Annotated in this window: 25 protein-coding genes; 24 read left to right on the top strand and 1 reads right to left on the bottom strand. The window is 72.0% G+C overall.

Going from position 1 to position 23403, the window contains the following annotated elements:
• Positions 1-111 precede the first annotated feature (111 nt).
• From ACYVLT_RS28970 to ACYVLT_RS28875, 20 genes are all read left to right on the top strand, one after another.
• Entirely contained in the window at positions 112-1608 is a 1497-nt protein-coding gene (locus tag ACYVLT_RS28970; protein WP_461123342.1) for a class I adenylate-forming enzyme family protein, read from the top strand.
• 5 nt (positions 1609-1613) lie between these two features.
• Positions 1614-1850, top strand: a complete 237-nt coding sequence (locus tag ACYVLT_RS28965) for a glutaredoxin family protein (protein ID WP_461123341.1) — start codon at positions 1614-1616, stop codon at positions 1848-1850.
• A 145-nt stretch (positions 1851-1995) separates the two neighbouring features.
• Complete coding sequence (locus tag ACYVLT_RS28960; RefSeq protein ID WP_461123340.1) at positions 1996-3543, top strand: molybdopterin-dependent oxidoreductase; 1548 nt, start codon at positions 1996-1998, stop codon at positions 3541-3543.
• An 87-nt stretch (positions 3544-3630) separates the two neighbouring features.
• On the top strand, positions 3631-4287 hold the full coding sequence (locus ACYVLT_RS28955; protein ID WP_461123339.1) for a fasciclin domain-containing protein: 657 nt from the start codon (positions 3631-3633) through the stop codon (positions 4285-4287).
• 187 nt (positions 4288-4474) lie between these two features.
• Positions 4475-5251, top strand: a complete 777-nt coding sequence (locus ACYVLT_RS28950) for a redox-sensing transcriptional repressor Rex (RefSeq protein WP_461123338.1) — start codon at positions 4475-4477, stop codon at positions 5249-5251.
• Positions 5252-5285: 34 nt separating this feature from the next.
• Entirely contained in the window at positions 5286-6608 is a 1323-nt protein-coding gene (locus tag ACYVLT_RS28945) for a glutamyl-tRNA reductase (protein WP_461123337.1), read from the top strand.
• Complete coding sequence (gene hemC, locus ACYVLT_RS28940; RefSeq protein WP_461123336.1) at positions 6605-7546, top strand: hydroxymethylbilane synthase; 942 nt, start codon at positions 6605-6607, stop codon at positions 7544-7546. Before ACYVLT_RS28945 ends, hemC begins: the two co-directional genes overlap by 4 nt.
• A gap of 14 nt (positions 7547-7560) precedes the next feature.
• A complete protein-coding gene (locus ACYVLT_RS28935; RefSeq protein ID WP_360452662.1) occupies positions 7561-9093 on the top strand; it encodes a bifunctional uroporphyrinogen-III C-methyltransferase/uroporphyrinogen-III synthase in 1533 nt (510 codons plus the stop codon).
• A 290-nt stretch (positions 9094-9383) separates the two neighbouring features.
• Entirely contained in the window at positions 9384-10361 is a 978-nt protein-coding gene (gene hemB / locus ACYVLT_RS28930) for a porphobilinogen synthase (RefSeq protein ID WP_461123335.1), read from the top strand.
• Entirely contained in the window at positions 10358-10936 is a 579-nt protein-coding gene (locus ACYVLT_RS28925; RefSeq protein ID WP_461123334.1) for a hypothetical protein, read from the top strand. Before hemB ends, ACYVLT_RS28925 begins: the two co-directional genes overlap by 4 nt.
• 43 nt (positions 10937-10979) lie before the next feature.
• Entirely contained in the window at positions 10980-11534 is a 555-nt protein-coding gene (locus tag ACYVLT_RS28920) for a hypothetical protein (RefSeq protein ID WP_461123333.1), read from the top strand.
• 86 nt (positions 11535-11620) lie between these two features.
• Positions 11621-12211, top strand: coding sequence for a hypothetical protein (locus ACYVLT_RS28915; RefSeq protein WP_461123332.1), 591 nt, complete (start codon positions 11621-11623; stop codon positions 12209-12211).
• Positions 12208-12609 (top strand): hypothetical protein, encoded by a 402-nt coding sequence (locus ACYVLT_RS28910; protein WP_461123331.1) that lies wholly within the window; start codon positions 12208-12210, stop codon positions 12607-12609. Before ACYVLT_RS28915 ends, ACYVLT_RS28910 begins: the two co-directional genes overlap by 4 nt.
• A gap of 16 nt (positions 12610-12625) precedes the next feature.
• The gene (locus ACYVLT_RS28905; RefSeq protein ID WP_461123330.1) at positions 12626-13264 is read left to right on the top strand and encodes a hypothetical protein; all 639 of its coding nucleotides are present in this window, start codon (positions 12626-12628) and stop codon (positions 13262-13264) included.
• Positions 13261-13788 carry a hypothetical protein gene (locus ACYVLT_RS28900; RefSeq protein WP_461123329.1) on the top strand — a complete coding sequence of 176 codons (528 nt, stop codon included), beginning with the start codon at positions 13261-13263 and terminating at the stop codon, positions 13786-13788. The genes ACYVLT_RS28905 and ACYVLT_RS28900 overlap by 4 nt, the downstream gene beginning before the upstream one ends.
• 38 nt (positions 13789-13826) lie before the next feature.
• Complete coding sequence (locus ACYVLT_RS28895) at positions 13827-14288, top strand: hypothetical protein (protein WP_461123328.1); 462 nt, start codon at positions 13827-13829, stop codon at positions 14286-14288.
• Positions 14289-14301: 13 nt separating this feature from the next.
• Complete coding sequence (locus tag ACYVLT_RS28890) at positions 14302-14694, top strand: hypothetical protein (protein WP_461123327.1); 393 nt, start codon at positions 14302-14304, stop codon at positions 14692-14694.
• 11 nt (positions 14695-14705) lie between these two features.
• The gene (gene hemL / locus ACYVLT_RS28885) at positions 14706-15995 is read left to right on the top strand and encodes a glutamate-1-semialdehyde 2,1-aminomutase (protein WP_461123326.1); all 1290 of its coding nucleotides are present in this window, start codon (positions 14706-14708) and stop codon (positions 15993-15995) included.
• A gap of 17 nt (positions 15996-16012) precedes the next feature.
• The gene (locus ACYVLT_RS28880) at positions 16013-16621 is read left to right on the top strand and encodes a histidine phosphatase family protein (protein ID WP_461124145.1); all 609 of its coding nucleotides are present in this window, start codon (positions 16013-16015) and stop codon (positions 16619-16621) included.
• On the top strand, positions 16618-17202 hold the full coding sequence (locus ACYVLT_RS28875) for a TlpA disulfide reductase family protein (RefSeq protein WP_461123325.1): 585 nt from the start codon (positions 16618-16620) through the stop codon (positions 17200-17202). Before ACYVLT_RS28880 ends, ACYVLT_RS28875 begins: the two co-directional genes overlap by 4 nt.
• A 30-nt stretch (positions 17203-17232) precedes the next feature.
• Here the strand turns inward: ACYVLT_RS28875 and ACYVLT_RS28870 are convergent, their stop codons facing one another.
• On the bottom strand, positions 17233-18207 hold the full coding sequence (locus tag ACYVLT_RS28870; RefSeq protein WP_461123324.1) for a M64 family metallopeptidase: 975 nt from the start codon (positions 18205-18207) through the stop codon (positions 17233-17235).
• Between the two features lie 191 nt (positions 18208-18398).
• On the opposite strand from ACYVLT_RS28870, the gene ACYVLT_RS28865 reads away from it, so the two are divergent.
• From ACYVLT_RS28865 to ACYVLT_RS28850, 4 genes are all read left to right on the top strand, one after another.
• On the top strand, positions 18399-19175 hold the full coding sequence (locus ACYVLT_RS28865) for a cytochrome c biogenesis CcdA family protein (protein ID WP_461123323.1): 777 nt from the start codon (positions 18399-18401) through the stop codon (positions 19173-19175).
• Positions 19176-19225: 50 nt separating this feature from the next.
• On the top strand, positions 19226-20791 hold the full coding sequence (gene resB / locus ACYVLT_RS28860; protein WP_461124144.1) for a cytochrome c biogenesis protein ResB: 1566 nt from the start codon (positions 19226-19228) through the stop codon (positions 20789-20791).
• Positions 20791-21738 (top strand): c-type cytochrome biogenesis protein CcsB, encoded by a 948-nt coding sequence (gene ccsB / locus ACYVLT_RS28855; RefSeq protein WP_461123322.1) that lies wholly within the window; start codon positions 20791-20793, stop codon positions 21736-21738. The genes resB and ccsB overlap by 1 nt, the downstream gene beginning before the upstream one ends.
• A 157-nt stretch (positions 21739-21895) precedes the next feature.
• Positions 21896-23350 (top strand): nucleotide-binding protein, encoded by a 1455-nt coding sequence (locus tag ACYVLT_RS28850; protein WP_461123321.1) that lies wholly within the window; start codon positions 21896-21898, stop codon positions 23348-23350.
• Positions 23351-23403 lie beyond the last annotated feature (53 nt).

The following is a 23403-nucleotide window of genomic DNA, read 5'->3' as shown; positions in this document are numbered from 1 at the left end:
TAGGTAGCGGCAAGTGGTCTCGAATCTGCGACGCGGATGGAGTCGGTGCATGACGCCGTCCGCGCGTGACAGACTGCGCAGAGGTCCGCCGTGGTTCACCAGGAGGTCGCGTTGACCGCTTCCGCAAGCAACATCGCCGACCTGGTTCGCGCCTCCGCGCACCGTGGACCCAAGCACGTCGCACTGGTCGATGTCACTGCCTCCGACGGAGTCGGGGACGAGGCGGGCGTGCGCAGCTGCACGTGGGCCGAGTTCGACGCCGCCGTGGACGGCGAGGCGCACCGGCTGGTCGCGGCGGGTGTGGAACCGGGTGACCGGGTCGTCGTGCGGCTGCCCACCGGCATCGCGTTCTGCGTCGCGGTGTTCGGCGTGCTGCGGGCCGGCGGCGTCCTGGTGCCCGCCGGACCGGGTCAGCCGACCCGCGAGCTCCAGCGCCTGGTCGCCGACAGCGGCGCGAAGCTGCTCGTCGGTGACGGCGGTGACGCGGACGTCGAGGTGCTGCCCGCGCCGACCATGGAACCGGGCGAGGAGTTCACCGCCGTCGGCTCGGGCGAGGACCTGGCCGTGCTCGGCTACACCTCCGGCACGTCCGGCTCGCCGCGCGGCGCGATGCTGTCGCACCGGGCGCTGCTGGCCAACGTCGCGCAGTGCGCGTCCCTGCGGCCCGCACCGGTGACCGCGGGCGACCGGGTGCTGCTGGCGCTGCCGCTGTTCCACGTCTACGGGCTCGGCCCCGGCCTGCTCCAGGTGGCGGGCGCGGGCGCGACGGCCGTGCTGCTGGAGCGGTTCGACGCCGACCGGGCGCTGGCCGCGATCCGCGAGCACCGGGTGAGCACGCTGGTCGGCGTGCCGCCGATGTACGCGGCGATCCTGGCCCAGCCGGTCGAACGGCTGCGCGAGGACCTCGCCACGGTCCGCCTGTTCACCTCCGGCGCCGCACCGCTGGCGGCCGGCCTGCTCGACGCCGTGCGCGACGCCGTCGGCCTGCCCGTCTACGAGGGCTACGGGCTGACCGAGACCGGGCCGGTGCTGACCACGACCCTGGCCGGCGGCGTGCCCAAGGCAGGTTCGGTGGGTCGGGCGCTGCCCGGCGTGCAGGTCCGGCTCGTCGACACCGACGGCCGACCGCTGGACCAGGACGAGGACGAGCCGGGCACCGGCCTGGTCGCGGCCAAGGGCGACAACCTGTTCAGCGGCTACTGGCCCGACGGCGCGCACGGGCCGGACGCGGAGGGCTGGTTCCGCACCGGTGACGTCGGCTACCTCGACGCCGACGGCGACCTGCACCTGGTGGACCGGGCGGGTGACCTGATCATCGTCAACGGCTTCAACGTCTACCCGCACGAGGTCGAGCAGGTGCTCGGCGAGCTGGCCGGGGTGGCCGAGGCGGCGGCGGTCGGCGTGCCGGACGAGCGGACCGGCGAGTCGGTGAAGGTCGTGGTCGTGCCCACCGAGGGCGCGGAGCTCACCGAGGACGCGGTGAAGGACCACTGCGCGGGGCGGCTGGCGAAGTTCAAGGTGCCGACCGTGGTCGAGTTCGCCACCACGCTGCCGCACTCGCCCACCGGCAAGCTGGCGCGAGCACGGCTGCGGCTACCCCTAGCCTGAGCGGTGTGAGCCACCACGTCACCTTGATGAGCCGGGTCGACTGCCACGCCTGCGAGCAGGCCGAGGCCGACCTGGAGCGGATCTGCGGCGAGCTGGGCGTGCCGTGGGACGTGCGCGACGTCGACTCCGACCGCGAGCTGCGCGCCGAGTACGGCGACCGGGTGCCGGTGATCCTGGTCGACGGCGAGGAACACGGGTACTGGTCGGTCGAGGAGGACCGCTTGCGCGCCGCCCTGCGCTGACGACCCCGGGCTGACCACCTCCGGGCTGACCACCCCCGGGCTGCCGACAGGCGGGGCCAACGACCGGTGGGGGTCTGTGGGCCGACGATTACCGGGCGCTTACGGATTGGGTGAACCGGATCGCGCAGGGTGTCGAATTACCCCTATGACACGCCTGACCGCCGCCCTCGTCGGACTCCTCGGCGTGGCCGCCGCGCTCGCGGCCGGACACCTCGTCGCCGGCGTGGTCGGGCCTCCGGCCTCGCCGTTCCTGGCGGTGGGCAACACCGCGATCGACTTCACGCCGAGCCCGCTGAAGGACTTCGCGGTCCGCACGTTCGGCACCAACGACAAGCTCGTGCTCCTGCTCGGCATGGCGGTCGTGCTGCTCGCGGCGGCCGTCGCCGCGGGCCTGCTGTCCCGCCGTTCGCCGCTGCCCGGCACGGTGCTCGCCACCGCGCTCGGCCTCCTGGGCGTGGCCGCCGTGCTGTACCGGCCGGACCTGGGCCAACTCGGCATCCTCGCGCCGATCGCGAGCCTGGTCGTCGGCGTCGTGGTCTTCCGCTGGCTGCACGCCAAGGCCTCGGCCACCGCGCCCTCCGCCACCGCGCCCTCCGCTACCACCCCGACAACCACCTCCCCGACCACCGACGGCCGCCGCGCGTTCCTCGTCGCCTCGGGCGCGACCGCCGTCGGCGCGGGCCTGTCGGCACTGGTCGGCCAGTTCGCGGGCGGCCGGGTGGACGTCGAGGCGTCGCGCCAGGCCGTCGGCGGGCTCAAGCCGACCACCCCCGCGCCGGCCATCCCGGCGGGCGCCGACTTCGCCGCCGAGGGCACGCCCACCTTCATCACCCCGAACGAGGACTTCTACCGGATCGACACGGCGCTGAGCGTGCCGCGCATCCGGGCCGAGGACTGGGTGCTGCGGGTGCACGGCATGGTCGACCGCGAGCTCACCCTCCGCTACGACGACCTGCGGCGACGTGACCTGGTGGAACGCACCATCACGATGGTCTGCGTCTCCAACGAGGTCGGCGGTCCCTACATCTCCACCGCGAACTTCGTCGGCGTGCCCCTGCGCGACGTGCTGCTCGAAGCCGGTGTCCGGCCGGGCGCCGACCAGCTGTTCTCCACCAGCGCCGACGGGTGGACCGCGGGCTCGCCGGTCGACGTCGTGCTGGAGCAGGAGCGGGGCGCGCTGATCGCGCTGGGCATGAACGGCGAGCCGCTGCCGCTGGAGCACGGGTTCCCGGCCCGCCTGGTCGTGCCCGGCCTCTACGGGTACGTCTCGGCCACCAAGTGGGTCGTCGACCTGGAGCTGACCACGTTCGACGCCAAGCGCGGCTACTGGCTGGACCGCGCGTGGGCGCGCAAGGCCCCGGTCAAGGTGATGTCCCGGATCGACCGCCCGGAAGGCCTGGCCACGGTGTCCGGCCGGGTCGTCGCCACCGGCGTTGCGTGGGCCCAGCCCACCGGTGTCGAGCAGGTCGAGGTCCGGGTCGACAACGGCCCGTGGCGGACCACCACGCTGTCCGAGGACGTGAACGGCTCGACCTGGCGCATGTGGCGCATCGAGCTGGACCTGCCGCCCGGCGGTCACACGATCGAGTCACGCGCCACCGACAAGTCCGGCACCACCCAGCCGCAGGCCCGCGTCGCCCCGATCCCGGACGGCGCGACCGGCTGGCACTCGATCTTCTTCACGGTCGCCTAGATCACCCGAAAGAGGGCGAACCGGATCGTCAGTCACGTCGAACGCCTTAGTGACTACCGAAAAGGTAAACACCGAGGAGTGATCCCAGTGCGGAACCGCAAGCTCGCCATCGTCGGCGCCATCGTCGCGGCCACCCTGTCCCTCGCCGCCTGCGGCGGCACCGACACCGCGTCGTCCGGCGGGAACGCCACCACGACGACCGCGGCCGCCACCACGACCACCGAGGCCGAGGCCATGGGCGACGGCGTGACCAAGACGTCCGACGTGTTCGGCGCCGGCTGCGCCCAGGTGCCCAGCGACCCGTCCAACAAGGGTTCGCTCGAAGGGATGGTGACCGACCCGGTCGCCACCGCCGCGTCCAACAACCCGCTGCTGACCAAGCTCGTCGCGGCGGTCGGCGCGGCCGGCCTCGGCGACACGCTCAACGGCCAGAAGGCGATCACCGTCTTCGCGCCCTACGACGGCGCGTTCGCCGAGCTCGGTGACGCGAAGTTCGCCGAACTCGCAGGTCAGCCCGCCGTGCTCGGCGACATCCTGAAGTACCACGTGGTCGGCGAGCGCTACGACGCCAAGGGCCTGCAGGACGCGGGCAAGGTCGACAGCCTGCTCGGCAAGGAGCTGACCATCGCCGGTTCGGGCAACTCGATGACCGTCAACGGCGCCCCGGTCCTGTGCGGCAACATCCCGACCGCCAACGCCACCGTGTTCGTCATCGGCAAGGTGCTCACCCCGCCCGCGATGTGACCCGACCCGCCGGTCGGCCGGATTCACCCCAAGGTGGGCCGCGCCTCCTCGTATCCACGGGGAGGCGCGGCCCACCTTTCCCCCAGGGGGTCGAGGTCCGATCCGTCAACTTTGTGCAAGCGTTCACAAGCGGTACGGTGGGTGCATCACTCCGCTGGTGGCGATACCCGGCGGGTCAGTGCGACGGATGTCGAGGAGTTCCAGCGTGGCGGCTCAGCGGGGCGAGGGTGACGGTGTCGTGACCCGCCCAGGCGAAGCGCCCGCGGACGTCCGGGAGCGGGCACGCGCGATTCCCGAGGCGGCGGTGGCGCGGCTCGCGGTCTACCTCCGCGTCCTGTCGGGCATGGTCGAGCAGGGCGTGACGACCATCTCCAGCGAAGAACTCGCGGGCGCGGCCGGGGTCAACTCCGCCAAGCTCCGCAAGGACCTGTCCTACATCGGCTCCTACGGCACGCGTGGCGTCGGTTACGACGTCGAGGTGCTCGTGAGCCACATCGAGCGGATCCTCGGCCTGACCCGCAAGCACTCGGTGGCGGTCGTCGGCATCGGTAATCTTGGTCACGCGCTGGCGAACTACGGCGGTTTTCCCAGCCGCGGTTTCCCGGTCGCCGCGCTGTTCGACATCGACCCGGACCTGACGGGAGTGCCGGTAGGTGGCATACCCGTCAACCACATCGACGACATCACGACCGTCTGCGCCGAGCGCGAGGTCTCGATCGGGGTCATCGCGACACCGCCGCAGGCAGCTCAGGCCGTCTGCGACCGTTTGGTATCCGCCGGAGTCCAGTGCATCCTGAACTTCGCACCCGTCGTGCTCCAAGTGCCGGACTACGTCGAAGTGCGCAAGGTCGACCTGGCGGTCGAGATGCAGATCCTGTCGTTCCACGTCGCGCGACGGGCTGACGAGGCCGCCGGTGACGTGGTCAACGGCATCGGTGTGGACGGGGTGGTGATTCGCCCGTGATCGTGCGGGTAGTGCGCCGGTCGGTGGTGCGCGCATGAGCGTGCTCGTCGTCGGTCTTTCCCACCGGACCACCCCGGTTCCCGTGCTGGAGCGCGTCGCGGTCGCCGACGCCGATCGCGGCAAGGTCCTCGACCAGCTGCTGACGGCGCCCAGCGTGTCCGAGGCCGTGCTGCTGTCGACCTGCAACCGGGTCGAGGTGTACGCGGTCGTCGAGACGTTCCACGGTGGCATGAACGAGGTCGTGGAGGTGCTCGCCCGCCAAGCCGGAGCAGAGCCCGCCGACCTGTTCGAACACCTCTACGTGCACTACTCCGCCGCCGCGGTCGAGCACCTGTTCTCGGTGGCCGGCGGGCTGGACTCGATGGTCGTCGGCGAGGCCCAGATCCTGGGCCAGCTGCGCAACGCCTACACCACCGCCGACGACCAGGGCGTGGTCGGCCGCACGCTGCACGAGCTGATCCAGCACGCCCTGCGGGTCGGCAAGCGCGTGCACACCGAGACCGACATCGACCACGCGGGGGCGTCCGTCGTCTCCGAGGCCCTCGCGGACGCCGCGGCGGCCCTCGGCGGCCTCGAACACCGCAAGGCCCTGATCGTCGGCGCGGGCTCCATGGGCGGCCTGGCCGCCGCCCACCTGCGCCGCGCGGGCATCGGCGAGGTCGTCATCGCCAACCGGACACCGGCCAACGGCGAACGCCTGGCCACGGCCCTGCGCGCGGACGGCGTCCACGCCACCTCGACCGGCCTGGACACCCTGACCGACGAGATCGCCGCGGCCGACGTGCTGTTCGCCTGCACCGGCTCGGTCGGCACGGTCGTCGGCGCGGAGCACATCGGCGACCGCGGCCCGGACCGACCGCTGGTCGTCTGCGACCTCGGCCTGCCCAAGGACGTCGACCCGGCCGCGGCGCTGCTCGACGGCGTCCGCGTGGTCGACCTGGAGACCCTCCAGCGCAGGCTGTCCGACGCCCCGACCGGGCAGGGCACGCTGCGCGCCGCGGAGATCGTGGCCGAGGAGGTCCGCGCCTACCTGGCCGGGCAGCGCTCGGCCGGGGTCACGCCCACCGTGACGGCGCTGCGCAAGCGCGCCGCCGAGGTGGTGGACGCCGAGCTGCTGCGGCTGGACTCGCGGCTGCCCGAGCTGCCCGGCCCGGTCCGCGACGAGCTGGCCAAGACCGTCCGCCGGGTGGTGGACAAGCTCCTGCACACCCCCACCGTGCGGGTGAAGGAGCTGGCCGCGGCGCCCGGTGGGGCCGGGTACGCCGAAGCGCTGCGCGAGCTGTTCGGGCTCGACCCGCAGGCGCCGTCCGCCGTCAGCACCCCCCATTCGACGCAACCCAAAGGTGAGAAGCGGTGAACCGCACCCTGAGGATCGGCACCCGCGGCAGCGCCCTCGCGCTCGCGCAGACCGGCCACGTGGCCGACGCGCTGCGCGCGGCAGGCGCGGACGTGGAGATCATCACGATCTCCACGCCGGGTGACCGCTCGTCCGCACCCATCGCCGAGATCGGCATCGGGGTGTTCACCTCGGCGCTGCGCGACGCGCTCGCGAACAACGAGATCGACGTCGCCGTGCACTCGTACAAGGACCTGCCCACGGCGCGCGACCCGCGCCTGTCGCTGGCCGCCGTCCCGCCCCGCGAGGACCCGCGCGACGCGCTCGTCGCCCGCGACGGCCTGACCCTGGGCGAGCTGCCCACCGGTGCGAAGGTGGGCACCGGCTCACCCCGCCGCGCCGCGCAGCTCGACGCCCTCGGCCTCGGCCTCGAGGTCGTCCCCCTGCGGGGCAACGTGGACACCCGCATCCGGAAGGTCGCCGACGGCGAGCTGGACGCCGTCGTGCTGGCGCGCGCCGGCATCGCCCGCCTCGGCCGCACCGCCGAGATCACCGAGACCTTGGAGCCCATCCAGATGCTCCCCGCGCCCGCACAGGGCGCCCTCGCAGTGGAGTGCCGGGTCGACGACGTCGACGCCGAACACCTCCTCCAGTCCACTTTGGACGACTCGGCCAGCAGGGCCGCTGTCGCTGCCGAGCGCGCCCTCCTGGCCGCGCTCGAAGCAGGCTGCAGCGCGCCGGTCGGCGCACTGGCCGATGTGGTGGAAGACCTCAGCGACGATGGGGCCGTGGTTCTCCGCCTGTCCCTTCGCGGGGTCATGGCGACGGAGGACGGCGACCTCCTCCGTGCGTCCGCCACCGGTGACTTGACCGCAGCAGAGGAACTCGGCCGCGCGCTGGCCGCCGAGTTGCTCGACCTCTCCGGCCACGCCACCGCGTCGCCGGCGGGGCGTAGTTGATGGGGAGTGCCCTGATGACCCGCGCACGCAAGACCCCCGGCCGAGTCGCGTTCGTCGGCTCAGGTCCGGGCGACACCGGGCTGCTCACGGTCCGGGCCCGCGACCTGCTCCACAAGGCGGAGCTCGTGGTCACGGATCCGGACGTCCCGGCCGAGGTGGTGGCGCTGGTACCCGACGGCGTCGAGGTGCGACCCGCCGTGGGCGATCCCGCCGACGTGGCGAAGGACCTGGTCGCCGAGGCGAAGAACGGCCACGCCGTGGTCCGCCTGGTGGCGGGCGACCCGCTGACCCTGGACTCGGTGGTGAAGGAGGCGCAGGCCGTCTCCAAGACCACGATCGCCTTCGACGTGGTGCCCGGCGTCCCCGCCGGCACCGCGGTGCCCGCCTACGCGGGCGTCGCACTGGGCGCCGTCCACACCGAGGCCGACGTCCGCGGCGCCGTGGACTGGTCCGGCCTCGCCGCCGCACCCGGAACCCTCGTGCTCCACGCGACCGGCGGCCACCTGGCCGAAGCCGCGTCCTCCCTGGTGGAGAACGGCGTGGCCCCGCAGACCCCGGTGGCCGTCACCTGTGACGGCACCGGCTTCGGCCAGCGCACCGTCGACACCACCCTGGCCTCCCTCGCCGCCGACGCGGGTGACCTGGGTGGCCCCCTGGTCGTCACCGTGGGCCAAGCGGTGGCCGGCCGGACCAAGCTCTCCTGGTGGGAGTCGCGCGCCCTCTACGGCTGGCGGGTCCTCGTCCCGCGCACCAAGGAGCAGGCGGGCGCGATGAGCGACCGCCTCCACTCCCACGGCGCGATCCCGGTCGAGGTGCCCACGATCTCCGTCGAGCCCCCGCGCAGCCCCGCCCAGATGGAGCGGTCGGTGAAGGGCCTGGTCGACGGCCGCTACCAGTGGGTCGTCTTCACCTCGACCAACGCCGTCCGCGCGGTCTGGGAGAAGTTCCGCGAGTTCGGCCTGGACGCCCGCGCCTTCTCCGGCGTCAAGATCGCCTGCGTCGGCGAGTCCACCGCCGCCAAGGTCCGCAGCTTCGGCATCATCCCGGAGCTCGTGCCGTCCGGCGAGCAGTCGTCCGAGGGCCTCCTCGCCGACTTCCCGCCCTACGACGACATCCTCGACCCGGTGGACCGCGTCCTGCTCCCGCGGGCCGACATCGCCACCGAGACCCTCGCGGCGGGCCTGCGCGAACGGGGCTGGGAGATCGACGACGTCACCGCCTACCGCACCGTCCGCGCCGCCCCGCCGCCCGCGGACACCCGCGAGATGATCAAGTCGGGTGGCTTCGACGCCGTCTGCTTCACCTCGTCCTCCACGGTCCGCAACCTGGTCGGCATCGCGGGCAAGCCCCACGCCCGCACCCTGGTGGCCTGCATCGGCCCCCAGACCGCCGAAACGGCCCGCGAGTTCGGCCTCCGGGTCGACGTCCAACCGGAAGACGCCAACGTCCCCGCCCTCGTGGACGCCCTGGCCCAACACGCCGCCCGACTGCGAGCCGAAGGCGCCCTGCCCCCACCTCGCAAGACCAAGCGCCTCCGCCGCTCCTGACACACCCACAACGGATCCACCGTGGCCCCAACCGGACCGACAACGGCCCCGGCACCGCCACACCGAGGCCCGATTCGACATGGGTTCGAGTGCCATGGGCTGGTCGGAGCCGGCAGGCTTGGCGGGACGCTCTTCCCCGCCATGCCTGCCGGCTGCGGCCTGCCTGGGGTGCTCGTAAGGGCCCCATGTCAAATCGAGCCGGACCCGCACCGGGACCGGACCTGCACCGGCCCGGCTTGAGCAGCTTGAGCAGACCAAGAGCAGCACCCGCCAGCCAGGGAGTACCCGCAGTGTTCCCAGCCCACCGCCCCCGCCGCCTGCGCACCACCCCGGCCATGCGCCGCCTGGTCGGCGAGACCACCGTGCGCCCGCGCCACCTGGTGCTGCCCATGTTCGTCAAGGAAGGCGCGGCAGCCCCGGTCGAGATCAAGAGCATGCCGGGCGTCGTCCAGCACACCCGCGAGTCGTTGCGCAAAGCCGCCGCCGAAGCGGTGCAGGCGGGCGTGGGCGGGATCATGCTGTTCGGCGTCCCCGCCGAGCGCGACGCCGTCGGCTCCGGTGCGACGGACCCCGACGGCATCCTCAACGCCGCCCTGCGCGACCTCCGCGACGAGCTCGGCGACACCACCGTCCTGATGTCCGACTGCTGCCTGGACGAGTTCACCGACCACGGCCACTGCGGCGTGCTCACCCCCGACGGCGCCGTGGACAACGACGCCACGCTCGAGATCTACGGCGAGATGGCCGTGGCCCAAGCCGAGGCAGGCGCCCACGTCGTCGGCCCGAGCGGCATGATGGACGGCCAGATCGGGTTCATCCGCAACGCCCTCGACGAGGCCGGCCACACCGACACCGGCGTCCTCGCCTACAGCGCCAAGTACTCCTCCGCCCTCTACGGCCCGTTCCGCGAAGCCGTCGAATCGCAGCTCAAGGGCGACCGCAAGACCTACCAGCAGGACCCGGCCAACGCCCGCGAAGCGCTCCGCGAAGTGACCCTCGACCTCGCCGAGGGCGCCGACATGGTCATGGTCAAGCCCGCGCTGCCCTACCTCGACGTGGTCAAGGCCGTCGCCGAGATCTCCGACGTCCCCGTCGCGGCGTACCAGATCTCCGGCGAGTACGCGATGGTCGAGGCCGCCGCCCGCAACGGCTGGATCGACCGCGAGCGGACCGTGCTGGAGATGCTGACGTCGATCCGCCGGGCCGGCGCGGACATCGTGCTCACCTACTGGGCCGCGGAAGCCGCGACCTGGCTGGACCGGGAATGACCCGGCCGACGCCCGCCCGCGCCCGCAAGCCGAAGGCGCCCAAGCCGACGCCGCCCAAGCTGGTCGACCTGGCCAGGTGGCTGTTCATCCTCAGCGCCGTGATCGGCATGGCCCGGTTCATGGTGCAGCTGTCCGACCGCCAGATGCTGATCGGCTGGCTGCGCGCGGAACAGTCCAGGCCCGGGTCGACCCAGCCGAAGCTCGGCCAGGACGAGTTGGACGCGGTGGTGACCGGCGGCATCACGTTCGGCCTGCTCCTGGCCGCCGGCGTGGTCCTGGTCTACACGCTGCTGGCGAACCGGATGGCGCACGGCCGGAACTGGGCGCGGGTCCTGCTGACCGTGCTGGCGGGCATCGGCATCGTCGTCGGCGTGCTGCGGCTGGTCGCGGTCGGCTCCGGCTTCACCGCGGCGAGCGGCCTGTCGGTCAGCGGCGTCGACCTGGCGTTCGGCGTGGTCACGATGCTCGTCGACGCGGCGGCCGTGGTGCTGGTGTTCCAGACATCAGTCGCCGGGTACTTCAGATCAGTGCGAACGGTCAGCGGAAATCCACCACAGGTAGCTAACGGATTGTGATTTCCGGTCGACTGGACCGACCATCACTCCTACGGTCCGTCGCATGACCATTCCGAACGATCCTAACAACCAGGGCGGGAACCCCCAGGGTGGTTACCCGCAGCAGCCCGGCTACCCGCCGCCGGCACCGCCGCTGAACGAGAGCGAGCTGCGCGCCCCCGTCCGCCCGAAGTCCGTGGACACCGCGTACATGCTGTGGCTGATCGCGGCCGGCGTCGGCATCCTGGGCAGCCTCATCAGCTTCATCCTCGCCGAGGACATCGCGCGCGAGACCGCGGCGGCACTGGGCGTGTCCGGTGCGGCCGCCCAGCCGAGCTACGGCGCGACGATCTTCGGCCTGGTCCTCCAGGTCGTGTGGATCCTGGTCGTGATGCAGATGCGCAAGGGCGCCAACTGGGCCCGCATCCTGCTGACCGTGCTGGGCGGCCTGTCGGTCATCGGCAACCTGCTCAGCCTGTTCGCCATCGGCCTGCTGTTCTCGCTGGGCTTCCTCGGCGTGATCTCGGCGCTGTTCGTGCTGGTGTCGCTGGTGACGATCGTCGGCGCCATCATCTTCATGTTCAAGTCCGACTCGAACCACTACTTCAAGGCCAGCTGACCTCCAGCCGACCTCCAGGTCACCGGTTGCTGTCCACCGCCTGTCGCGGTGGACAGCAACCCCTGGTCGCCCTAGCGTTCCCGGGCGTGACCACCCCACAGGACCCTGAGAACCGGCCTGCGCAGCAGCCGTACGAGCAGCAGCCGCCGCAGCCGTACCAGCAGCCGTACCAGCAGCAGCCCTACACCCCAGCCCCGCCGCCGCTGAGCGAGTCGGAGCTGTCGGGTCACGGCGGGCACGCGCCGGCCGTGGCCGAGCCCAAGGAAGTCCGCCTCTCCTTCTTCTTGTGGATCGCCGGCGCGATCCTGCTCGTCGTGTCGTCCCTGCTGGTGCTGACCCAGCGCGACGCGGCCCTGGAAGAGGCCCGCCGCCAGCCGCCGACCCCCGGCGTCACGCCCGAGCAGCTCGAATCCGCGGTGACCGCGGTGCTGGTCGTCCTGGTGATCATCGGCGTGGTGATGGCCGCCCTGATCGTGCTGTTCGCGTTCAAGGCCCGCGCGGGCCGCAACTGGGCGCGGATCACGTTGACGGTGCTCGGCGTGGCGGTGCTCCTCTACCACCTGTTCGGCTTCTCCCTGGTGGGCCTGGTGATCGTGCTCGTCGTGGTCGCCGCCGTGGTGACGATGTACCTGCCCGCCTCGAAGGCCTACTTCGACTCGGTGAAGCGCGCCGGATGACCGGGCAGCCGCCCCCGGTGGTGCGCGGTGCGGTGGCGGTCTGGTTCGCCCTCGGCGCGTTCCTGCTGTTGGAGAACCTGGTGCTCTGGCTGCGACGGGCCGAGCTGGAGCAGGCCGCCACCCGTGCCGGTGACGACCCGGCGGAGGTCAGCCGACTGCTCGCGCAGCTGACCGTCGTCGCGGTGGGCCTCGCGATCGGCTACGGCGTGTTCGGGTGGTTGCTGCGCGGCGGCAGGCGGTGGGCACGTGGTGTGCTCACCGCGGTGGCCGTGCTGCACGTGCTGTGGATCGTGCTGCCCGGGGCCAGCGCGGTGAACTTGGTGACGTTGCTGCTGATCGGTGTCGGTTTGGCGTTCACCTGGCTCCCCGGTACGGCACAGTGGGTGAAGCAGCACTGACCCCTGCGGAGAACCCATGTCCGAACCGGATCCGTTCGCCTCGCCCTACCACCGGGTAGACCTACCGGGGCAGGCGAACGCGCCCCACCCCGCCCACCAACACCCTCCCGCGCCCCTCCCGCCCGGCTACCACCCGCCCGTCCCGATGCCGCCGGTCGACCCGCGCGACGTCGGACCGCGCCGCCCGGTCACCACGACCGTCGCGTCCTGGTGCTGGATCGCCGGCGCCGTGCTGGTGGTGATCGTGCTGCCCGGCCTGGTCTACACCGGGGTCGACGGGCTGACCGCCGAGATCCTGCGCGACTCGCCGGACGCGAACGACCCCGCGGCCAAGACGGCGGCGGAGCTGGGCGCGCGGCTCACGCCCGCGTTGTTCGGGCTCGCGTTCGCGGTGCTGTCCGTGCCGTACCTGATCGCCGCGGCGAAGCTGCGGTCCGGTCGCGGGTGGGCGCGCACCGTGCTCACCGTGCTGGCCATGCCGAGCGCCGCCTTCGGGGTCGTCATGCTGCTGGTGTTCGTCTCCGGTTCCATGCCCTACGTGCACTGGGGGTTGGGCGTGGCGTGGTCGTGCGTGTTCCTCGGGGTCTGCGCGCAGGGCCTCGTGGCGATGTACCTGCCGGCGTCCAACGCCTACACGAGGTCGGTGATGAGATGACCCAGCCGCCGAACGGGCCGTTCGACCCCTACGGCCAGTCGATGCGCCCGGTCGACTACCCGCAGGCGGGGCCTCAGCCGCACGTGCCGTTCCCCGGTGGGATGCGCAACGTCGACCAGCACACCGCCGCGGTCTACCGGCCGGGCGCCGTCGTCGCGTCGTTCGTCCTGTGGGTGTTGGCGTCGCTCTCGTGGCCGGTGGGCTCGGTCGTGCGCACCCTCGCCGAGGGCGGGGCGATCGCCGGGTTCGGCCCGGTGATGGCGTTGTTCACCGGTGTGTGCCTCGCCGTCGCCGGTGTGTGGGGCGCGGTGATGCTGTTGAACGGCAGCTACCACGCGCGGCTGGGCCTCTGCGGCGGTTCGCTGGTGATCGGCATCCTCGCCCTGGCCGCCGCGATCATCGCCTCCCGGGACGGCGACACCGAGGCGCTCTCGTGGGTGGTGATCGTGCTGCGGCTGGTGCTGCCCGCGGCCGCCGCGGTCGCGAGCTTCCTCCCCGGCACCCGCCAGTACTTCTCCCGCTGAGAAACCCCCTCACCCCGCACCCGAACGAGACCGAGACCGTGGACCAACCGACCTTGTACACCGAACCCGGCGCGACCTGGTGGCCGCTGCTGTGGGGCCCGGTGTTCGCCGCGCTCGGGCTGGGCGTCGAGGCGTTGACCGGCGCGACGCGCCCGTTGCTGTGGCTCTTCGTCGCGCTGCTGCTGTTCCTGCCCACCGCGCTCTGGGTGAACGGCCGCCGTCGCATCTACGAGGTCCGCCTCACGCCCGTCGCCCTGCACCAGGGCCGCGAGGAGCTGCCGATCCGCGACGTCGAGGCCGTCGAGGGCGTCGAGCCGAGGTCCGGCGCCAGGGTCCTGGGTGGCGGCTGGACCCTGCCCCGGGGCACCGAGGCGGTACCCATCCGCCTCGCCGACGGCACCGTGGTGATGGGCTGGGCGCGCGACGCCGACGCGCTGCGGACCGGGATCGCGAAATTGTTGACCACGCGTGGTGGCGGGCACGGTGCGACGCGGGCGTGAGAAGCTGACCGGCGTGACTGCGGCCACGACCGACCCAGACCCGGGCCAGGACCCGGGCACCGGCCCCGCGAGCGCCACCGCGCCGACCACCTCCGCGCCGGAACCCGGACCCGACGCGCCCGCGCTGCACCAGCCGAAGCGGGCGTTCGTCGCGGCCGGCGAGGTGGTGCTCATCGCGCTGCTCGTGTGGGCCGCCGTGTGGTGCTGGAACCGGGGTGTCGTGCACTACAGCTACGCCGTGCCCGACCAGCCGCCGCTGGAATCCACCCGGTTCAAGGGCAACTGGATCGGCACGTCCGTCGGCCTCGTCACCATCGCGGGCGTGCTGCTGCTCGACGCGGTGCGCCAGACCCTGCTCGCCGTGCGCACCCGTGGTCGGAAGCAGGTCGAAGAACCCGGCGTGTGAGACTGGACCACGTGACAGCGACGCGATCCCAGGCACTGTTCGAGCGCGCGGCGGCGGTGATCCCCGGTGGCGTGAACTCCCCCGTCCGGGCTTTCCACTCGGTCGGCGGCACGCCGAGGTTCATGGTCCGCGGCGAGGGTCCGCACCTGTGGGACGCCGACGGCAACCGGTACGTCGACCTGGTGTCGTCGTGGGGTCCGATGATCCTGGGGCACGCCCACCCCGACGTGGTCCACGCGGTCCGCGAGGCGGCCGTGCACGGCCTGTCGTTCGGCACGCCCACCGAGGGCGAGATCGAGCTGGCCGAGGAGATCATCGACCGGGTCGCCCCGGTGCACCAGGTCCGCCTGGTCAACTCGGGCACCGAGGCCACCATGAGCGCGATCCGGCTGGCCCGCGGCTTCACCGGGCGCCGCAAGGTCGTCAAGTTCGCGGGCTGCTACCACGGCCACGTGGACGCGCTGCTCGCGCAGGCGGGCTCCGGGGTGGCCACGCTGGGCCTGCCCACCTCGCCGGGCGTCACCGGCGCGCAAGCGGCCGACACCCTGGTGCTGCCCTACAACGACGTCGAGGCCGTCCGGCAGGCGTTCGCCGCGAACCCCGACGAGATCGCGTGCGTGATCACCGAGGCGGCGGCGGGCAACATGGGCGCGATCGCGCCCAAGCACAACGCCGAGCTGAAGCAGCTCTGCCGGGACAACGGCGCGCTGCTGGTCATGGACGAGGTCATGACCGGCTTCCGGGTGTCCCGGGCCGGCTGGTACGGCCTGGAGAACGTCGAGGGCGACCTCTACACGTTCGGCAAGGTCATGTCCGGCGGCCTGCCCGCGGCGGCGTTCGGCGGCCGGTCCGACGTGATGTCGAGGCTCGCCCCGTCCGGCCCGGTCTACCAGGCGGGCACGCTGTCCGGTAACCCGGTCGCGGTGGCCGCGGGCCTGGCCACGCTGCGTGCCGCCACCGACGACGTCTACCGGATGCTGGACGCCAACGCCACGCGCCTGGGCGCGCTGTTCACCACCGCGCTCACCGAGGCCGGCGTCGCGCACCGCGTGCAGTTCGCCGGCAACCTGGTCAGCGTGTTCTTCACCGACGCCGAGGTCACCGACTACGCGGGTGCGCAGGCCGCCGAGACGTGGCGGTTCCCACCGTTCTTCCACGCCCTGCTCGACCGGGGCGTGTACGCGCCACCGAGCGCGTTCGAGGCGTGGTTCGTCAACGCGGCCATGACCGACGACGACTTCGAGGTCATCGCCGCCGCCCTGCCGCACGCCGCGCGTGCCGCCGCGGAGGCGACCAAGTGAGCCGGACCGTCGTCCACATGCTCCGGCACGGCGAGGTGCACAACCCGACGGGCATCCTCTACGGCCGCCTGCCGGGGTTCAAGCTGTCCGAACGCGGCCAGCAGCAGGCGCTGACCGTGGCCGAGCACCTGGCCGACCACGACATCGTGCACGTCGTGGCGTCGCCGCTGGACCGGGCGCAGCAGACCGCGTCGCCGATCGCCGACTCGCACCGGCTGGAACTGGACACCGACGAGCGGCTGATCGAGGCGGACAACCGGTTCGAGGGCCTGAAGGTGGCCGTCGGCGACGGCGCGCTGCGCTCGCCGAAGCACTGGCCGAAGCTGGTCAACCCGTTCCGGCCGTCGTGGGGCGAGCCGTACCTGGGTATCGCGCACCGGATGCTCGGCGCGGTGCAGCGGGCCCGGTCGGCGGCCGAGGGCCACGAGGCGGTGTGCGTGTCGCACCAGCTGCCGATCTGGACGCTGCGGCGGTTCCTGGAGGGCAAGCGGATGTGGCACGACCCGCGCCGCCGCGAGTGCTCGCTGGCGTCGTTGACCAGCCTGGTGTTCGAGGGGGAGCAGTTGGTGCGGGTGGTCTACACCGAGCCGGTCGGCGCGACGAACCCGAGGGTGACCGGGGCATGAGGGCACGATCCGCACTGGCCGGGCTCACCACCGCGTTCCTGCTGCTCACGGGCTGCACGTCCGGCGACGACGCGGTGGTGGCCGGTTCGGAGTTCCAGCTCGTCGCGCCCAACGGCGAGACGAGGCTGCGCTACGACGGCGACGAGCGCAAGAGCGTCACGGGGCTGGCCGGGCCGAGCCTGATGGAGGACGGCAAGACCGTTTCGCTGGACGACTACGCGGGCAAGGTCGTGATCGTCAACATCTGGGGCGCGTGGTGCGGGCCGTGCCGGACCGAGGCGCCGGAGCTGCAGAAGGTGCAGGACGAGACCGGGCCGCTGGGCGTGCAGGTGCTCGGGGTGAACGTGAAGGAGACCTCGACCGAGTCGCCCCGCGACTTCATGACCAACCGCGCCCTGTCCTACCCGTCGATCTACGACGAGTCCGGGCGGGCGATGCTGGCGTTCCGCGGGGTGCCGCCCAACGCGGTGCCGTCCACGTTCGTGCTGGACAAGCAGCACCGGGTGGCGGCGGCGTTCCTCGGCGCGGTGATCGCCACGGACCTCGTGCCGCTGGTCGAGGACCTGGCCGCGGAATCCTGACGGACCCCCGACCTCACCGCAGCTCGGGCATCACCGCAGCTCGGGCACCTTCGCCTTGAACGCGGCGATCATCGCGTCCCGACCGATGAGGTTGAACTCGCGACCGAGCGTGCGCATGATCGAGTTCTCGGTGGGCCGGTACAGGCCGAGCCGGTGGTACCGCGCCCCCTCGAACGCGCCGACCACGCCACCGTCCGGTGACGCCTGCCCCAGGTAGGCCGACCACTTCGCGCCGGTGGCGGTCGCGGTCACGTTGACCTCGGCCGGCTCCTCGCCGCTGTACCGGTCGTAGGGGTAGTCGTACTCGTCGGCCAGCTTGCCGATCGAGTGACCCAGCTCGTGCACGGCGATCTGCCCGGCCTGGTCGTTCGCGCCCGCGGCGGTCGCCACGCCACCACCCGCACCGCCGTACTTGGCCGTGTTGCCGAGCGCGATGACCTGGTCGGCCTGCGGCGCGAGCGCGGCGAACTGGGCGGCCTTGGTCTGGTTCACGCACAGCAGGCGTTCGGTCTGGGTGTCGCGGCCCTGGCACCAGAAGCCCATGTCGAGGGCGGTGTCGCGGTCCGTGCCGAGGGTGGGGTCGTGGTCCACGCCCGACTCGGCGGACACCACGTCGACCTGCCACACGTTGAAGTACTGGCGGTACGACTTGAACGGCTCCACCGCGGCCAGCTCGGTCCACTTGCCCACCACGTGGTCGTGGAAGACGCCGAGCTCGGCGGAGGTGTAGCCGTCGCCGACGAAGACCAGGTCGAACCGCTGGTCGGACGGGCCGGTCTCCTGGATCGGCACCACGGCGGCGGCGACCTCCGCCGCTGCCGCCCGCGTCTCGACGGCGACCGGCACGGCGGTCCGCGAGATCGTGCCGTCGGGGGAGAAGACCTCGACCCACTCCACGCCGGGCCCGTCCGGCGCGGCGGACTCCGCGGCGCCGCCGGGCAGGGGAGCGGCGACGACGGCGAAGACGACGGCCAGCACGGGCAAGGCGAGCCGGTGTGCGTACATGCAGTCACGCTATGGAGTTGCTCGCTAACCCACAAGGGTTGATGGTCGCGTTTAAACACTCACTGAGACGGGTAAAAGAGGCAAGCGATCACCCCGCTCGGACCAAACCGGGCACTTCCCGCCCTGTGACGTGGGTCGCCCATAAGGGACGCCGGTGCAAGCCGTCAAGGGCAACTACTTACGCTGAACCCGTGAACCCGACCGATCTGGCCACCTCCGGCCCGATCCTGCTCGCGACCGCGGTGGCGGTGCTGGCCGGTGTGATCTCGTTCGCGTCGCCGTGCGTCGTGCCGCTGGTCCCCGGCTACCTCGCCTACCTCGCGGGCCTGGTCGGCGCCGAAGCACCGGCGATCCAGGGCGACGAGGCGAGGAAGACCGGCCGCTGGCGGGTCGCGGGCGCCGCGCTGCTGTTCGTGCTCGGCTTCACGATCGTGTTCGCGCTGATGTCGTTCGTGGTGCTCGGTCTGACCGACCTGTTCGTGATCCAGGGCGACCTGCTCCAGCGCATCGGCGGCGTCGTCACGATCGCCATGGGCCTGGTGTTCATCGGCCTCGTCCCCGCCCTCCAGCGCGACGTCCGCCTGCACCGCACGCCCCGGGCCGGCCTGGTCGGCGCACCGCTGCTGGGCGGCGTGTTCGCGCTCGGCTGGACGCCGTGCCTCGGCCCGACGCTCACCGGCGTGATGGCGCTGGCCCGCAGCACCGAGGTCGGTCCGGTCTCCGTGCGCGGCGCGGTCCTCGTCCTGGCCTACTGCCTCGGCCTCGGCCTGCCGTTCATCCTCATCGCGGTCGGCGCGCGCTGGGCGGTCCGCACGACCGGCTGGCTGCGCTCGCACGTCCGCCAGGTGCAGGTCTTCGGCGGCGTGCTGCTGATCGCCGTCGGCGTCGCCCTGGTCACGGGCCTGTGGGGCGACTTCGTCGGCTGGCTGCGCGACGCCGTCATCAACGACCTAGAACTGCCGTTGTAGTGCGCGCCCTCCTCGCCTTCCTGCGCAACACGTGGCGCGGCCTGACCGCCATGCGCACCGCGTTGACCCTGCTGTTCCTGCTCGCCCTCGGCGCGATGCCGGGCGCGCTGCTGCCGCAACGCTCGCTGAACTCCCTGAAGGTCGACGAGTACATCGCCGACCACGGCTGGTGGGGTCGGTTCCTCGACGAGTTGCAGTTCTTCGACGTCTACGCCGGCTACTGGTTCTCCGCGATCTACGTGCTGCTGTTCGTGTCGCTGGTCGGCTGCCTGCTGCCGCGCACGTGGGAGTACTTCAAGCAGATGCGGGCCAAGCCGGTGCTGACACCGCGCAACCTGGCCCGGATGCCGCACCACGCGTCGACCGACACGACCGAGACCCCGCAGGCCGTCATCGAGCACGCGGAACGCCGGCTCAAGGGCTGGCGCACGGTGTCCCGCGAGGAGCCCGACGGCGTCCGCACGATCAGCGCCGAACGCGGTTTCCTGCGCGAGACCGGCAACCTGGTGTTCCACTTCTCCCTGCTCGGCCTGCTGATCGCGTTCGCGCTGGGCAAGATGTTCGGCTACGAGGGCCAGGTCATCGTGCAGTCGGGCGGCGGCCAGTTCTGCAACTCGGGCGTCTACAACTACGACACGTTCCGCCCCGGCCTGCGGGTGGACGGCACGCGGCTCAACCAGTTCTGCGTGCGGGTGGACGACTTCGAGGCCACGTACCTGCACAACGGCCAGGCCGAGAGCTTCCACGCGGCCATCCAGTACCAGTCCGGCGCGGACCTGGCGACCGGCACCTGGCGGCCGTACCCGCTGGAGGTCAACAGCCCGCTGCGCACCGCCGGCGACCGCCTCTACCTGCTCGGCCACGGCTACACGCCGCTGTTCACGGTCACCTTCCCCAACGGCGAGACCCGCACCGGCACCACCCAGTGGCGGCCGGTGAACCAGGTCACGCTGGCGTCCGAGGGCGCGACGAAGTTCGACCCGCCGAACGTGCCCGACGCCGAGCAGCGCCGCAAGAGCCAGCTCGCCATCACCGGCCTGCTCGCGCCGACCGCCGCCTTCCAGGGCGAGCTGCTCGACTCGGCGTTCCCCGCCGCCGACGACCCGGCGGTGGCGATCGACGTCTACCGCGGCGACCTCGGCACCGACTCCGGTCGCGGCCAGTCCATCTTCTCCATCGACCAGAAGATGGTGCGGGACGGGAAGCTGAACAAGGTCGCCCGGCAGAACCTCCGGCAGGGCGAGCAGCTGACCCTCGACGACGGCACCGTGATCCGCTTCGACGGCGTCCGCGACTGGGTGTCGTTGCAGGTGTCGCACGACCCGACGCAGGTGTGGGTGCTGGTGTTCTCGGTGCTGGTCATCCTGGGTCTGGCCGTCTCGCTGAGCATCAAGCGCCGTCGCGTCTGGGTGCGGGCGGCGCCGCGGGAGGACGGGCGTACCGTGGTCGAGGTCGGCGGTCTCGCGCGCACCGATCAAGCGGGCTACGGCGAGGAGTTCTCGGTGCTCGCCCATGATCTGGGCGTGGCCCGTGATCCGGTACCTGCCCGTGATGCGGGTGTGGTCCCCGGTCCGGACATCCCCCGCGACCCGCTCGCCGACAAGGAGGACAGCTGATGCCGGTCAACGCGACCCTGGCGACCTACAGCGACTGGACCTACGGCGCGGCCGTGGCGATCTACTTCTTCGCCGCCGCGCTGTACCTGTGCGAGGCGGCGTTCGCGCGGCCCGCGAAGGCCAGGGAGCGCGAACTGGCCGGCGCGGTCGCGGCCGGCGGCACGCAGGCCGACGGCACGTGGGCGCCGGGCCGGGTCACCCGGCCGGAACGGTCGCGCGTCGAGCGCCTCGGCCGGATGGGCGTGGCGCTCACCGTCCTCGGCGTGGTGCTGCAAGCGGCTTCGCTGGTGCTGCGCGGGTTCGCGACCGAGCGCGCGCCGTGGGGCAACATGTACGAGTACGGCTCGTTGCTGACGCTCGCCGCCGTGGTGACGTGGCTGGTGCTGTCCAGGACGTTCCCGGTGCGCAGGCTCGGCGGGTTCGTGCTCGTGCCGATCGTGATCCTGATGTTCCTCGGCGGCACCGTGCTCTACGCCGACGCCGCTCCCGTGCAGCCCGCGTTGCAGTCGTACTGGCTCGTGGTGCACGTGTCGGTGATCTCGGTGTCCAGCGGCATGCTGCTGGTGCCCGGTGTGGCCAGCGTGCTGTACCTGCTGAAGTCCTCGGGCCGCGCCCGGTTCCGCAAGCTGCCCGAGGCCGACGTGCTGGACCGGCTCGCCTACCGCAGCACGGTGTTCGCGTTCCCGCTGTTCACCATCGGCATCATCTGCGGCGCGATCTGGGCCGAGGCGGCGTGGGGCCGGTTCTGGGGCTGGGACCCCAAGGAGACCGTCGCGTTCGTCTCGTGGGTCGTCTACGCGGCGTACCTGCACGCGCGTGCGACGGCGGGTTGGCGCGGCAGGCCCGCCGCGTGGATCAACTCGGTCGGCTTCGCGATGACCGTGTTCAACCTGTTCTTCATCAACCTCGTAACGACTGGGTTGCACTCGTACGCCGGAGTCGGCTGATCCCGTAGACCACGGGGTAACGCGGTGTTCGCCGACCCGTTCCGGGGCGCTCGGGTGAGGCGCACACCCAGTGTCGTGGAACCACTGGTCGCCGACTACCGTCGGACGCGTGGGGTCGGGGAGGTCTCGATCCGCTTCGCTCAGGGAGGACCCCGCGGTGACCGGTCGCTACGAGAATCCTGAGCCGTCGTGGCCGCAGCAGGGCGGCGCGGAAGGGCAGCAGCCCAACCCGAACCAGTCCGGTGGCCACCAGGTCGAGCCGGGGTCCGGAGCCCACTACGTCGACCCCCAGACCGTCTACCTCGACCCGTCGGCGTCTGGCCCGGTGACCGGTCCGCCGTCGGGCGGTTTCCCGGCGCAGTCGGGTCCGTACCCGGTGTCCGGCCAGCAGTCCGGTCCCTACCCGGTGCATGGCCAGCAGTCGGGGCCCTACCAGGTCCAGGGCCAGCAGTCGGGCCCGTACCAGGTTTCCGGCGGCCAGTCCGGTCAGTACCAGGTCTCGGGCGGCCAATCGGGGCAGTACCAGGTGTCCGGTGGCCAATCGGGGCAGTACCAGGTCTCGGGCGGCCAGTCCGGCCCGTACCCGGCGCCCGGCCAGTCGGGACCGCACCAGTACCAGGGCGGGTTCCCCAACAACTTCCCGCAGAGCGTCCAGCCGCAACCCCAGCCCCAGCCGCAGCCCCCGCGGGCCGCCAACGCCAGCGACGTGTCCTCGCAGCAGCTGATCAAGCGCGCGAAGCGCCGCCCGCAGTCCGGCTGGCGCAAGACCGTGCACTCGGTCACCGGCGGTCTGGTCAACCTCGGCGAGAGCCCGGCCGACATCCGCAGGCGTGAGCTGATCGGTCGGATCAACCAGCCGCTGCGCGGTTGCTACAAGATCGCGATGCTGAGCCTCAAGGGCGGCGTCGGCAAGACCACGACGACGACCACGCTCGGCTCGACGTTCTCCTCGCTGCGCGGCGACCGGGTCATCGCGGTGGACGCCAACCCCGACCGCGGCACGCTGGCGCTGAAGGTGCCCAGGGAGACCACGGCGACCGTGCGGCACCTGCTGCGCGACGCCTCGAAGATCACCCGGTACAGCGACGTGCGCGCCTACACCTCGCAGTCGCCGAGCCGCCTCGAAGTGCTGGCGTCCGAGCAGGACCCGGCGGTGTCGGAGGCGTTCAGCGACCAGGACTACCTGCGCACGATGGCGTTGTTGGAGCTGTTCTACAACATCGTGCTCACCGACTGCGGCACCGGTTTGATGCACTCGGCCATGAAGGGCGTGCTCGACCAGGCCGACTCGCTGGTGCTGGTCTCGTCCGGCTCGGTGGACGGCGCGCAGACCTCGGCGGCGACGCTGGACTGGCTGGACGCCCACGGCTACCGCGACCTGGTCGCGAAGTCCGTCGCGGTGATCAACTCGGTGCGGCCGGGCTCGGGCAAGGTCGACCTGGACAAGCTGGCCGAGCACTTCGCCAGGCGCTGCCGCGCGGTGGTGCGGATCCCGTTCGACACGCACCTGGAAGAGGGCGCGGAGATCGAGCTGGACAAGCTCGGCCCGGACACCCGGTTGGCCCTGCTGGAACTCGCCGCCACGGTGGCCGACGACTTCCCGAACAACTAGCCGTACCGGCACGCGCCCGGGTCGACGCGCTGACGAGGGGGCCTCGGTGCGAG

The organism is Saccharothrix stipae (assembly GCF_054781895.1).
This window is presented reverse-complemented; position numbering and strand designations above follow the sequence as displayed.

What these genes read in the sequence shown, in the direction of transcription:
- ACYVLT_RS28925 (WP_461123334.1), top strand. Translation starts at nt 10,358, where the DNA reads ATGACCCGGCCGACGCCCGCCCGCGCCCGCAAGCCGAAGGCGCCCAAG.
- ACYVLT_RS28900 (WP_461123329.1), top strand. Translation starts at nt 13,261, where the DNA reads ATGACCCAGCCGCCGAACGGGCCGTTCGACCCCTACGGCCAGTCGATG.
- ACYVLT_RS28880 (WP_461124145.1), top strand. Translation starts at nt 16,013, where the DNA reads ATGCTCCGGCACGGCGAGGTGCACAACCCGACGGGCATCCTCTACGGC.
- ACYVLT_RS28870 (WP_461123324.1), bottom strand. Translation starts at nt 18,207, where the DNA reads ATGTACGCACACCGGCTCGCCTTGCCCGTGCTGGCCGTCGTCTTCGCC.
- ACYVLT_RS28945 (WP_461123337.1), top strand. Translation starts at nt 5,286, where the DNA reads ATGAGCGTGCTCGTCGTCGGTCTTTCCCACCGGACCACCCCGGTTCCC.
- ACYVLT_RS28950 (WP_461123338.1), top strand. Translation starts at nt 4,475, where the DNA reads ATGTCGAGGAGTTCCAGCGTGGCGGCTCAGCGGGGCGAGGGTGACGGT.
- ACYVLT_RS28960 (WP_461123340.1), top strand. Translation starts at nt 1,996, where the DNA reads ATGACACGCCTGACCGCCGCCCTCGTCGGACTCCTCGGCGTGGCCGCC.
- ccsB (WP_461123322.1), top strand. Translation starts at nt 20,791, where the DNA reads ATGCCGGTCAACGCGACCCTGGCGACCTACAGCGACTGGACCTACGGC.
- ACYVLT_RS28935 (WP_360452662.1), top strand. Translation starts at nt 7,561, where the DNA reads ATGACCCGCGCACGCAAGACCCCCGGCCGAGTCGCGTTCGTCGGCTCA.
- ACYVLT_RS28920 (WP_461123333.1), top strand. Translation starts at nt 10,980, where the DNA reads ATGACCATTCCGAACGATCCTAACAACCAGGGCGGGAACCCCCAGGGT.
- ACYVLT_RS28910 (WP_461123331.1), top strand. Translation starts at nt 12,208, where the DNA reads ATGACCGGGCAGCCGCCCCCGGTGGTGCGCGGTGCGGTGGCGGTCTGG.
- resB (WP_461124144.1), top strand. Translation starts at nt 19,226, where the DNA reads ATGCGCACCGCGTTGACCCTGCTGTTCCTGCTCGCCCTCGGCGCGATG.
- ACYVLT_RS28905 (WP_461123330.1), top strand. Translation starts at nt 12,626, where the DNA reads ATGTCCGAACCGGATCCGTTCGCCTCGCCCTACCACCGGGTAGACCTA.
- ACYVLT_RS28875 (WP_461123325.1), top strand. Translation starts at nt 16,618, where the DNA reads ATGAGGGCACGATCCGCACTGGCCGGGCTCACCACCGCGTTCCTGCTG.